The organism is Treponema saccharophilum DSM 2985 (assembly GCF_000255555.1).
Classification (GTDB): Bacteria; Spirochaetota; Spirochaetia; order Treponematales; family Treponemataceae; genus Treponema_D; species Treponema_D saccharophilum.
The window spans coordinates 15,281-27,285 of record NZ_AGRW01000051.1; the positions used below are offsets into that span (position 1 = coordinate 15,281).

Genomic DNA, 12,005 nt, shown 5'->3' on the forward strand with positions numbered 1-12,005 from the left:
TAAAAAGGAGGCTAGTATGAAGACATTGTTGTGCGCAGGCTGGAAGCAGAGTTCATGTGATGACGGTCCTGGAATCAGAAGCGTGTTTTTTCTTCAAGGCTGCAGCAGGCATTGTCCGGGGTGTCAGAATTCTTGCACTCATAATAAGGAGAACGGAATTGTAAAGACTGTTGATGAAATCACAAAGGAAATTGTCGCTAGGTGCAGAAACAGGAAGATAACAATTTCTGGCGGGGAACCATTGGAGCAGTTTTCGTCTCTGATTGTGCTTCTTGGAAAATTGAAGGACGCCGGCTTCAATGTGTGCCTTTACACGGGCTGGGATTATTCAAAAGTTCCTCAAATAATTTTCAAGTATCTGGATTATCTCAAGTGTGGGCACTTCGACATCAACAAGATGAGCCCCGATTTGATGTATGTCGGTTCGACAAATCAGGAGATGTACAGAAACATCGGCGGTAGAATGGAAAAAATGAATTTAGTTTATAGTGAGGCTTGTGCGTAAAATGAACAAACAATTGGCTAATTGTATTTCAAATGCTACCCAGTATGTTGTGAAAGTTGGAGAGGATACGATAAAAAATCACCTGCTGTCCGAGGTAATTCCCGAAAAAGCTGCGGAAAACCACAAAACAAGAGCAGTTCACATTCATGACTTTGAGTTCTATTCTATTTCTCACAATTGCATCGGGATAAAAACAAAAAGTCTTTTGGGTGATACACACTATTCTTTTCTAAAGGCTCTCCGCGCACTTGGCAGGCAGATAGTTTGGCTTACGAATCTACAGTCTGGCGGTATCGGCTTTCTTGATTTTGATAACGATATGGCGGAATATCTGGACGACATTTCCGACGAAGAGGCCGTAGATGGTCTAAGAGAGTTGTTCTTTGATTTGAACTCGTTCAGTCGTAAGGGGTGCGAAAAACCCTATGTCACTTTCAATTTTGGACTTGCTACATCTGAAAAGGGGAGAAGGTTCACCCGCCTTATTCTTGAGGCTTATTCAAAAGGCGACGAACATGGAAATCCGTTTGTTTTCCCAAATCTTGTATTCAAGCTAAAAAAGGAAATAAATTTTGACGCGAGTAGTCCGAATCACGACTTGTATCTAAAATCCTTGTCCGTAACATCGAAGAGAATGGTTCCTACTTACTTCAACTGTGATGCAGCTGGAAACTCAGACGCAAATCCTGATGGCATCGGAATTATGGGCTGCCGTACCCGTGTCGTTGCGAATATGTACGGAGAAGAATCAGGTCTCAATCGTGGCAATGTCGCTTGCGTGACGGTCAATCTTGTTCAGTTGGCTTTTAGAAGCGGTGGCGACTTTTGTAAGTTCTATGAGTTTCTTGATGAGAAAATGCAAGATAGTCGTGAGCTTCTCATTCATCGTCTGAATTATCTTGCTGAACATGGTGAGTTTACAGAGATTCGTTCTCACAATCTTTATCAGAGTAGTGAAAAGCCTGTAATCGAAATGCTGAAAACCGGAACTCTGTCCATTGGGTTCATCGGTCTTTGGGACGCGATTTCGGTCATGCACAGTGTGGACTTCCATGACATTGGGGAGATGTACAAATATCGCGATGAAGCCTTTTCGATAATAAAAAGGATGCGTGAGACTGTGGATTCGTATCGCGACAACGACAAATTAAATTTTTCGCTTCTCGCATCGGCTGCTGAAGGTGTTTCCGGCACATTTGCGGAATACGATTCGTTGAATCTCGGGAAAAATTCTCCAGTTTGTCAAAAAGGCTATTACACGAATTCGTTCCATGTCCCGGTTTTTGTGGACACTGACTATACACAGAAAATTGATTTTGAGGCTCCTTTTCATGCGTTATGCAACGGTGGGTGCATAACTTATGTCGAAATGGAGGAGATGCCCGGCAATAACGTGGAGGCAACGAGGGAAGTTGTTGAATATGCCCATGATTCTGGTTGCAACTACATTGGAATCAACTTTCCGTTGGACAACTGCAACGACTGCAGATTTATCGGACGCATCTCCGACAAGTGTCCAAAGTGCGGTTCATCGAATATCCGCCGCCTTAGACGTGTCTCCGGTTATCTTGCCGAAGAGAACCGATTTACGAACGGCAAACGCAAGGAAATGGAATTGCGAAAAGCACATTTGTAGTGTACAAAAATATAATAGGGGCATGGTAAAGTTCTTTTTAAAATAATCTAAAGAATGTTTGCGATTTTTTTAAGTGTTTATTATAGGAAGATACCCTAAAAAATCGTCATACTGAAACAGCTTTTCTTGCGAAAAACGTCAGCATGACGATTTTTTTCTGGGTTAATCATCTATGCAAAAAAAATCCCGAGGAATGCATCACTTTCGGGAATCGACGGCAAAGCAGAAAATCCGCCTCATCCATGTAAACAGTTCCGCAATCAGAAATGTTCCGCCCAGCGAAATCCAGTTAGAAAAGACGAATGACCAGTCAAGCTCGTCTTTTTTTATCGTCTTCAGCACGAATGCGAAAGCGAATACGACGGCGGCGGGAAGCGCCATGTGCATGAGAAAAAAAACGAGGACTTTGTAGGCTGTCCTCCCGATTTTTTTCAGACATTCGAGGTATCTGTACGCTTTCTCGCCAAACTCGGTATATTTTGAGTTGTCCTGAATTTTCCTGTTCGCTTCATCTCTTTGTTTTTTCAGAAGGTTTATCACGTCTTGATTTTTTTGCCGCTCTATTTCGTTCGATTCGAGGATTTGGTTCGCGGTTTTGTCGTTCAGCTCCTCGGCCCAGTCAATTGTTTCCGATGTTATGTCCTCGGGCTTGGAAGAAAACTGCTTGAGCGCGGCAATTACCTCGAATGTTTGTTCCTTAGTTAACGCCTTTTTCATGAAATCCGATTGCGCTTCCATGATTTTTTTCTTCTGCTCGTCTGCGACGATTCCTGCATAGATTTTTTTGCTCCGAAGAACGATGTCCAAAGAGTGGAGGTCTGTTAGCCCGAACCCCTTGTTCAGGTGGAACCACAGCGCCGTCACCATGTACTCTGGTGTTGGAGAAAGACCTATCGCGTGGGTGATATTCGTTCTTTCCTTCGATTTTTTCAGGATTTCGTCGGTTCTCGTTAGGAATATGAATCCGGTCTTGTCGATTGCCTTCGTCGTAATTCCGTTTCGCAGCTCCTCTATTTTGTCGAGGAAATCGTCGGAGAAATTCAGGAAGGCAAAATTCTTGTTGATATAGTTCTCCTGTTCCTCCCTTTTTTCGATGTCGGTTTCGTCGATGCGCGTCACCCTGTTGGTCTCGTCGCAAAGAATTCCGTATTTCTTGAGCTTCGCGTAGAACAATCCCTGTTTTTCCAACACGTCGGAAACGTCCGTGCATTTATTTAGAATGAACGTCATTCCGTTCGACTGGGAGAATATGGTTTTATTGCACAGAATTTTCTTTGCTGCGGAGAAGAACCTGTTGACTTCCGTCCTCGTAACGGAAAAATACCGGAGGTGGATGCAGTTCTTTTTGGCGTTGACCTCCTTCACGAGTTCGAGGAATTCTTCAATAGATTTTTTGTATGCTTCTCCATTGATTCCGTTCATGTCGAACAGAATGTCGGTGTTCAGATATATCGTCAGCTCGTTGCTCCATGAGCTGATTTCCGGTAAATCCATTGTAATTCCGCGGTAAATTATGCTTCCGTAATTCAAATCATCGATTAGTTCCTTGAGACTGGAATTCGAATTCTGGATTTTTATTATATACGCCGATATAACTCGGTTGCTTTCCTTTTTCACTATCGTGCCGTTGAAATAGTTGATAAAATCATCCCTTATCGTAATAAAATCAGCACCGCAACGGCTTGCGTATTTCAGGAAATCGTCAATCAACTCGTCGGTCGTGGTCTTGTAATCGTCAAGGACAAAAATGTCCTCGTCCTTAATTTTTCCCGCGTTCATTGTGTACCATCCGCCTTTTCCGATATGGCAGTCGAATTTTTCCACGAGTACGTTTTTTATCACTGCGTTTGGAATGCAGAATCCGTAAAACGAATTGAATTGGCTTGCGAAATCGTTTATCAGAAATGTTTTTTTCTTGAATTTCTGGACGTAGAATGTCGCGATAAAGCTTTTCAAGACGTCTTTCGTTGATTTCGCCGTGTTCGCTAAAACTCTGAACACAGAATATGCGGGCAATAGATTTCTGCTCATTTGGTCTCCTTTTTTTGTTTTTGTATGACCAAAATAATAAAATTTCGGCTATCCGAAAAATCAAAGCTGCCATTTCCGCCGGCATTTTACAATTTCTTTACAATTTCCCGTGCTGTTTCAGCTTTTCGCGTTTTTCTTTAAAATCGCGCTCATGGTTTGCGTTTTTACTGGCGGGGACGCGCCGGAGCCGGATTTGTGCGCGGAGTTTTTTTCGCGTGCGGAAAAGCCGGTCGCGGCGATTGCGGCGGATTCGGGGCTTGAGACGTTCGGGCGGTATCAGGATTTTTTCGGTTTTTTCGATTTGAAGGCGGCGATGGGGGATTGGGACAGCATTTCGGACACGGCTCTTCTGTCTTCCGTTTCCGGCGTGGTTGAGGAATTTCCGCGCGACAAGGATTTTACGGACACGGAGCTTGCCCTTTTTCGCGCCCGCTCCGTGGAATTCTCGCGCTTTGCGGACAAAATCGTCCTTGTCGGGGCGGGCGGCGGAAAGAGAATCGACCATCTTCTTGCGGTGTTCGACATTTTCTCCGACAAGTCCTTGCGCCCCGATGTGTGGATTTCCGGATTCCAGTTCCTTTACCTTCTTCCCGAGCATTCGTGGTGCGAGATTTTCGGGCTCGGGATTTCCGACGACGTTTCCGTTTTCAGGACGACGGCGTTCCGTTCCGGCGGGAAAATCGAGTCGTCGGGGCTTCAGTGGGAATCGGGGCTGTTCAGGCGCTCGGGCGTCCCGAGCATATCGAACAGAATTTCCTCCGGGCATCTTGGGCGCAATCTTCCCGTGTCGGTACGCGCGGACGAGGGCGATTTCGTCCTCGTCGTTCCGAATTCTGCACGCGTTGCGTTCTCTCACGGCGAAAATCCGTCGGAGAGCGCGTTCAGCACCGCCGACAAAACTCCCGTGGAAGACGCGAACGCGACGGAAAGCGTGAACGCGAGCGAATAGAAGACGAACAGCAGCTTGCGCTCCGTCGCGATGCAGATGATGCTTTCCAGAAAAGCGAATGCGCTCATGATGGCGAGCATTATCGCGTTTGCCGTCGCCAGCGAAAGTATGAGCTTCAGGTTCGAGTCGAGGAATTTCTGATGGTTCCCGATTATGAAGAACGTTATGAACGCGAGCAGCATGAGGAAAAGGAAGACGACGGAACGCCTCGTGAGGCGCATGAACATCGGAATCTTGGACTGGAGGCTGGTGTCGAAGAACCGCTCCGCGAAAATCTCCAGCTCCGAAGGCTCGTCGTCATCGAGCTTGAGCGCATCAATCTCGCTTCTGGTCATCAGCTCGAAGTCGTCGTCCGGCCCGCCGCCGTCGGCATTTTCGAGCGGCTCAAGCTCCTCGATTTCGCTTTCTTCCGTCTGCGGAAGGTTGTCTTTTCCGCGTCTGCGCAAATTCCATTCTCCCCGCCGTGATTGAATTGTCCCTTGGAAACGGCTATCATCAAAAACGGCTTGCCCTCGATTCGTCTCCGGAACTGTTTTCCGGAGCATGTCTATTATAGAAAAAGGGCGGTTCAATTGCCATGCCGGGGATGCCCGGGAGGAGTTTTTATGAGCAGAAGGCTTTTCGGGATTCGCGGCGCGACCGGCGCGGAGAACTCGAAGGAATCGATTCAGAAAAACGTCGTCGAGATGTGCCTTTCGATTTTCTCTTTGAACGGGATTTCCCCGGAAGATATCGTGTCGGTTCAGTTCACGCAGACGGGGGACCTTACCGCGATGAATCCGGCGGCGGCGCTCAGGCGCGGGCAGTCGGATTTCGACGTCTCGTCATGCGCGCTGTTCTGCAGCCAGGAGCCGGAAGTCGACGGCTCCCCCGAGAAGATGGTCAGGGTGCTTGTCACCTGCTACCTTGATGAAGGTGCGGAGCTCCATCACGTCTACATAAACGGCGGCGAACGCCTCCGCCCCGATTTTGCAAAAAAATAATTTTTTTTGCAAAAAGCATTGACATTTTTTGTTCTAAAATATATATTGTTTCTCGTTCCCGACGCTTGGTTGAGAACGAGAAAACGCCGCCTTAGCTCAGTTGGTAGAGCACGTGATTTGTAATCTCGGGGTCGTGGGTCCGAGTCCTACAGGCGGCTGATACGGGGAGTTCGCATAGCGGCAATTGCGGCGGACTGTAAATCCGCTCCCTTTCGGGTTCGGGGGTCCGAGTCCCTCACTCCCCATGAAAGAAAGGTCTTGAGATAATTGAAGGGTCTCAAGACCTTTTTTATTTGCCCGGCGTTTGTCGGAAGATTTTTTTGTATCGAGTAAAGAATGTTTTACGACGACGGTCTTGTTTTTTCATGCAACAGATGCTCGGACTGCTGCCGGCTTTCTCCCGGCATGGTCTATCTTTCCTATTCCGACCTTGCGCGTCTGTGCGAGCGGTTCGGCGTGAGCGAGGGGCGCTTTGTGGAGACGTATTGCAGGTGGGTTCAGTATTATGACAACACGCAGGTTCTGTGCCTCAAGGAGCGGAAGAACTACGACTGCATCCTCTGGAACAAGGACTGCGGGTGCAGCGCATATGACAGCCGTCCCGTCCAGTGCTCGACATATCCGTTCTGGTCGTGGATGCTCGAAAGCCGCGCCGAATGGGATTCCTGCGCCGCTGATTGTCCCGGAATAAATGCCGCGGGCGGCAGGGTGTGGACAAAAGAAGAGATTGAGGCGCAGCGCGCGGCGTACGATGCGAGTGAGCCGATACACAGGAACGAGTACATGGAGAGGCTTGCCTCGAAGAAGGCGGAGAGCGGAAACAAATCATGAAGCTGCCAGACATACTTCAGAATTGCGAAAACGAATCGAATCAATCTGACCTCAAGGATGGGGTCGACTATCATTTCACGGAGGAGGAGATTAAGTCGCTCGCAAAATTCATAAGGCGGAACCAGGACAGTCTCCCTGACGAGCTTTCCGCGTTCCGGAACCTTGTCGAATCGAGAATCTACAATTCAATGTCGATTCAGGAAGTGAAGCGGTTTTATTCGCAGCTGCAATGAAAGAGAAGAAAACGAAGAAGCCTTCAAAAAAATCCGGGCGGAAAATGTCCGTCCTTTCGAAAATCGCGCTTTTTCTCGTGTGTTTTGCCGTGCTGTCCACGGCTGCATGTGTTTCCGTCGTGCGCTATCTCATAACGCCCGTCGACCCAGGTTCCGTAGTCACGCAGAATTTCGTGACGATTCCGAGCGGGATGAGCGTGCGCGCAATCGGCGCGAAGCTTGAGGAGGAGCGGCTCATCCGCTCTGCCGACCTTTTCTATTTGATAGTCCGCTTCCCGAGAATACTGCTGAGGCGGAATTCCGCGGTCGTGATAAAGCACGGCGTCTTCGACATCACCCCGTCGATGTCCCTCCTCGAAATAATCACGGCGCTCGCCGACGACAAGCAGGCGTACATAAAGACGTCGATTCCCGAGGGGCTGACGACGAGCAAAATCGCGCGGATTCTGGACGAAAGCAAGGTCTGCCCGTTCGGCGAATTCATGGAAAGCGCGAAGAGCCGGAAAACACTCGAAAAAATCGCATCTTTTGGAGTCGAGGCGGCGAGCTGCGAGGGATTTCTTTTTCCCGACACGTATTTTTTCTACCCGAGCATGAGCGCGGACGAGGTGATTTCGATTATGGTCGAGAATTTTTTCGCGAACATTAAGAAAGCTGGGTTCGATTCAATCTCCTACGACAAGCTGATTCTCGCGTCGATTGTCGAGCGTGAATACCGCGTCGACGATGAGGCGCCCCTTATCGCGAGCGTGTTCTCTAACAGGATTGAGACGGGCGTCGGGCTTTATTCGTGCGCGACAATCGAATATATCATCACGGAAATTCAGGGGAAGCCGCATCCGGACGTCATCACGTATGACGACCTCAAGATAAACAGCCCGTACAATACGTACCGGTGGAAGTCCCTTCCGCCCACCCCGATTTCGAATCCGGGGATGGTCGCGATAAAGGCGGCGATGAATCCTCCGAAGACGGATTACTTCTATTTTACTCTCACCGATTCGGCGGCGGGTTCCCATACTTTCTCGACTTCGTTCAAGTCGCATATAAAGGCAGGGATGGAGTTCAAGACGAAGAAGGCAAACTGACATGCCGGGAAAAATAACGCGCGACTCCATCGATGCCGTCAGGATGAGGTCGGACATCCTCGCCGTCGTCGGTGAATACGTCCAGCTTGAGCGACGGGGAAGCTTGTGGTGGGGATGCTGCCCGTTCCACAACGAGAAGACTCCCTCTTTCTGCGTCACGCCTGACAGGGGAATTTACCATTGCTTCGGATGCAAAAAACACGGGAACGTTATTTCGTTCGTAGAGGAGATGGAAGGAATTCCGTTTCCGGAGGCTGTTGACCGACTCGCGAAACAGTTCAGCGTCGAGCTGAAATACGAGGAAGGCACGTTCGTTCCCGACGAGGGGGCGAACCTCAACAAGAAGTACATCGAGCTTTACACGCGCGTCGCGGGAACGTTCCATTATATGCTGACGAACACGGAGGCGGGGAAGTTCGCGCTCGACTATATAAAGGGGCGCGGGATTTCGGATGAGATAATCGAGCGGTTCAATTTGGGCTATTCGCCTGGGGACAGGTATTACTTGCGGAAATTCCTCCGCTCGAAGAATTTCAGCGACGAATTCCTCGACGGCTCGGGCCTTTTCAGCAGGAACTACAAGAACATCGCGTTTTTTTCCGACCGGCTGATGTTCCCCATCACCGACAAGAACGGGAACGTCGTCGCGTTCGGGGGACGGTTTCTGCGCGGGAACATGGAGCACACGGGAAAGTACATGAATTCCACCGACCTTCCGTGGTACCAGAAAGGCGAAATCCTCTATGGTTTCAGTTTCGCGCGGCAGGCGATACGGCAGAAGCGCAAGGTCATTTTCTGCGAGGGATATATGGACTGCATAGCGTACCATCAGTGCGGTGTCGATTATGCGGTCGCGCCTTTGGGGACGGCGCTGACTGAATCGCAGATTCGGCTCGTGAAGAATATCGTCGACGAGGTGATTCTGTCGTTCGATTCGGACGGGGCAGGGCAGGCGGCGACGAAACGGGCAATCCTCATGTGCCGCTCGCAGGGAATCCCCACGCGCGTCGTCCATCTCAACGGGGGAAAAGACCCCGCGGAAATAATGATACTTTTTGGCAAGGAGCATTTGACGGAGGCTGTCGAGTCTTCTATATTCGATTTCGAGCACCTTGTGATGACGCTCAAGCAGTCGTATCCGGTCGATACGCCGGAAGGGAAGGCGAGGATAGCGAAGGAGCTTTTCGATTATGTCGATGCGCTCCAGTCAGATATACAGAAAGAGTCGACGTTGGGAAAGATTGCGGTCGCAATCGGGCTTTCCACGGAGGCTGTGAGCAGGGATTTTTACAATCGTTCCGAGCTTAACAACAGGCTTGCATCGTACTCTGCGTTGAGGAGACAGAACGAAAAAGGAGAGCATCCGGACGGAGCGGCGCAGGTCAAGCCGGACGCCGAGCTGAGGACGCTTCTCGCTGTCATCGCAGACATGAATCTGTTCGAGACGATGAAGGCAGAGCTTGGCGAGGACGATTTCGAAAATCCGCTTGCCCGGAGATTGTTCACCGCGCTGAAGGAATGTCACGAGGAGGGTGACGTTTCGCTCGATGCGGTCGAAAGCCGGTGCCAGAACGATGTTATTTCCAATCTCGTGGAGGAATCCGTGATGAGCGGGGAATACTCGATGAACACCGAGCAGTCGGTAAAAGATGGGATACGGATGATGAAACGGAAAACGCTCATGAGGCGGCGGCAGCGGCTTCAGGACAGGCTTTCCGAGATTCAGTCGTCGGCCCATGACGGCGAGGAGCTTGTCACGCTCTTCGAGGAAATCATGGCGGTGGACAAAATGCTCCGCGACAATTCATTTTGAAAACTATTGAGAGGAAAGATATGGCTAACGAAAACGAAACGAAGATTCCGCCCGCAATCGCGAAACTGCTCGCATATGCGAAGGGGAAGCAGGTCATCACGTTCGACGAAATCAACGAGGTTCTCGGCCCCGATTTCACGAATCCGGAAAACGAGGAAACCGAATCGAAGAACGGCAACATGGACGATGTTCTCCGCATCCTGGCCGAGAACAAAATTCAGGTTATCGAGGAAGGCATCGATGATTTGAGCAGCCAGGAAGCCGAGATGGAGGAAGAGGACGAGGAAGAGGGAATCCTCGACGACGATGACGGCGAGGACGACGGTCAGAAGGACGGCTCGCAGGGCGAGGACGTTGCCAGCGCTATTGACGACTTTGACTCGCACAAGCTCGTCAACAGCGACAAGGAATCGAGCGTTGACGACCCGATCCGCCTTTATCTCCGCGAAATAGGAAAGGAAAAGCTCCTCACCGCCGAGCAGGAAGTCAAATATTCCAAGGAAATGGAAGACGGGGAGAACATCATAAAGGACGTCATAAAGCAGGCGGGAATGATGGTTCCCGAATTCTTCGAGATTTCGCAGAAGGCGTTCAAGAAAATCGACCCGCACGAGCCGGGAAAGCCGAGGAAGGAAATCAACGAGGCGCAGGCGGAGAAGCGCAGGCTCAAGACGTGCTACGGTGAATTCGTGAAACCGGTCAAAGAGGACATGAAGAAATACATGGCGCTCAAGAAGCAGCTGTTCAAAATCGAGCAGTCAAGCTCCATCTTCAGCGACCCGCAGCTCGTGGAGCTCCGCGCGAAAATTCAGCCGGCACTGCAGCAGATTGACATCCAGACGGAGGAAATCGAGCTTTTCAGCACGAAATTCAGCGAGGCGACGCGGAAAATCGACGATTTCTACAACACGCAGGAAAAGAAGATGAAGGAGCTCCGCGTGACGAATGCCGCCGAGCTCAGAAGCCTCGGGCGCAGGCTCGCAATCCACTCGGAGGCGGAGAAGCTTGAGATTGAGCTGGGGATGAGGAGCGACGAAATCCGCGACGTCTACACGCAGATTCAGAAAATCGACCGCGAGCTCCGCCGCATGGAGTACGAATTCGAGAACAGCGTCGAGGAAATCCTCACGATGGCGGGAAAAATCGAGCAGGGAAGGAAAAAGCTTGAGAAGGCGAAGAACCACCTCATCAACGCGAACCTCCGCCTTGTCGTTTCCATCGCAAAAAAATACACGAACCGCGGCCTCCAGTTCTTCGACCTCGTGCAGGAAGGAAACATCGGTCTCATAAAGGCGGTCGAGAAATTCGAGTACCGGAAGGGATACAAATTTTCGACATACGCGACATGGTGGATTCGCCAAGCGATTACGCGCTCTATTTCCGACCAGGCGCGCACAATCCGCGTTCCTGTCCACATGATTGAGCAGATTAACAAAGTCGTCCGCGAAAGCCGCCAGCTCATGCAGAAGCTCGGGCGCGAGCCGACCGACGAGGAAATCGCGCAGCAGCTCGGATGGCCGGCAAGCCGCGTCAAGCAGGTCAAGAACGTCGCGCGCGAGCCGATTTCCCTTGAGACGCCGATTGGAGAGGAGGAGGACAGCCAGCTCGGCGACTTCATCGAGGACAAGGACGTGGAGAATCCGGCGAACAAGACGGCGTACACAATCCTTCAGGAGCAGATTCGCTCCGTTCTCGACACGCTCCCGCAGCGCGAGCAGGAGGTTCTCAAGATGAGGTTCGGGCTTGACGACGGGTATTCGCTCACGCTTGAGGAAGTCGGCTTGTACTTCAACGTCACCCGCGAGAGAATCCGCCAGATTGAGGCGAAGGCATTGAGACGGCTCCGCCATCCGCGCCGTTCCAACGGTCTCCGCGATTTTGTCGAGACATGATTCCCTCTTTTGATTGAACCGTATTGCCCGGAAGTCTTTCCGGG

At 50.4% G+C, this 12,005-nt stretch carries 11 protein-coding genes and 2 tRNA genes; 11 read left to right on the top strand and 2 right to left on the bottom strand.

The genetic code is table 11. The features are described 5' to 3' along the window. The first annotated feature begins 16 nt into the window (after positions 1–16). Positions 17–505 carry a 4Fe-4S single cluster domain-containing protein gene (locus TRESADRAFT_RS09900; RefSeq protein WP_002705301.1) on the top strand — a complete coding sequence of 163 codons (489 nt, stop codon included), beginning with the start codon at positions 17–19 and terminating at the stop codon, positions 503–505. 1 nt (position 506) lies between these two features. Continuing rightward, positions 507–2,141, top strand: coding sequence for an anaerobic ribonucleoside-triphosphate reductase (locus TRESADRAFT_RS09905; protein WP_002705303.1), 1,635 nt, complete (start codon positions 507–509; stop codon positions 2,139–2,141). 198 nt (positions 2,142–2,339) lie between these two features. On the opposite strand, the gene TRESADRAFT_RS09910 is transcribed toward TRESADRAFT_RS09905, so the two are convergent. Beyond that, positions 2,340–4,172, bottom strand: coding sequence for a hypothetical protein (locus tag TRESADRAFT_RS09910; protein ID WP_002705305.1), 1,833 nt, complete (start codon positions 4,170–4,172; stop codon positions 2,340–2,342). A 151-nt stretch (positions 4,173–4,323) separates the two neighbouring features. Between TRESADRAFT_RS09910 and TRESADRAFT_RS15260 the strand changes: the two genes are divergently transcribed. After that, a complete protein-coding gene (locus TRESADRAFT_RS15260; protein ID WP_002705308.1) occupies positions 4,324–5,121 on the top strand; it encodes a motility associated factor glycosyltransferase family protein in 798 nt (265 codons plus the stop codon). Here the strand turns inward: TRESADRAFT_RS15260 and TRESADRAFT_RS15265 are convergent. Next, positions 5,025–5,567 (bottom strand): hypothetical protein, encoded by a 543-nt coding sequence (locus TRESADRAFT_RS15265; RefSeq protein ID WP_002705309.1) that lies wholly within the window; start codon positions 5,565–5,567, stop codon positions 5,025–5,027. The two genes, TRESADRAFT_RS15260 and TRESADRAFT_RS15265, sit on opposite strands and share 97 nt — an antisense overlap. A gap of 159 nt (positions 5,568–5,726) precedes the next feature. On the opposite strand from TRESADRAFT_RS15265, the gene TRESADRAFT_RS09925 reads away from it, so the two are divergent. The 8 genes from TRESADRAFT_RS09925 to rpoD all read left to right on the top strand — a co-directional run bounded on the left by TRESADRAFT_RS09925 (position 5,727) and on the right by rpoD (position 11,961). Next, a complete protein-coding gene (locus TRESADRAFT_RS09925; RefSeq protein WP_002705311.1) occupies positions 5,727–6,104 on the top strand; it encodes a chorismate mutase in 378 nt (125 codons plus the stop codon). Positions 6,105–6,189: 85 nt separating this feature from the next. Further along, positions 6,190–6,262, top strand: a tRNA-Thr gene (locus TRESADRAFT_RS09930). A 5-nt stretch (positions 6,263–6,267) separates the two neighbouring features. Continuing rightward, positions 6,268–6,349: transfer RNA gene (locus tag TRESADRAFT_RS09935), tRNA-Tyr, on the top strand. Positions 6,350–6,440: 91 nt separating this feature from the next. Further along, a complete protein-coding gene (locus tag TRESADRAFT_RS09940; RefSeq protein WP_002705313.1) occupies positions 6,441–6,935 on the top strand; it encodes a YkgJ family cysteine cluster protein in 495 nt (164 codons plus the stop codon). Next, positions 6,932–7,168 carry a radical SAM protein gene (locus TRESADRAFT_RS09945; RefSeq protein ID WP_002705315.1) on the top strand — a complete coding sequence of 79 codons (237 nt, stop codon included), beginning with the start codon at positions 6,932–6,934 and terminating at the stop codon, positions 7,166–7,168. Before TRESADRAFT_RS09940 ends, TRESADRAFT_RS09945 begins: the two co-directional genes overlap by 4 nt. Further along, the gene (mltG, locus tag TRESADRAFT_RS09950; protein ID WP_002705317.1) at positions 7,165–8,256 is read left to right on the top strand and encodes an endolytic transglycosylase MltG; all 1,092 of its coding nucleotides are present in this window, start codon (positions 7,165–7,167) and stop codon (positions 8,254–8,256) included. The genes TRESADRAFT_RS09945 and mltG overlap by 4 nt, the downstream gene beginning before the upstream one ends. Before the next feature lies 1 nt (position 8,257). Then, positions 8,258–10,069, top strand: a complete 1,812-nt coding sequence (gene dnaG / locus TRESADRAFT_RS09955; protein ID WP_002705319.1) for a DNA primase — start codon at positions 8,258–8,260, stop codon at positions 10,067–10,069. 20 nt (positions 10,070–10,089) lie between these two features. Then, the gene (gene rpoD / locus TRESADRAFT_RS09960; RefSeq protein ID WP_002705321.1) at positions 10,090–11,961 is read left to right on the top strand and encodes an RNA polymerase sigma factor RpoD; all 1,872 of its coding nucleotides are present in this window, start codon (positions 10,090–10,092) and stop codon (positions 11,959–11,961) included. The last annotated feature ends 44 nt before the right edge of the window (positions 11,962–12,005 follow it).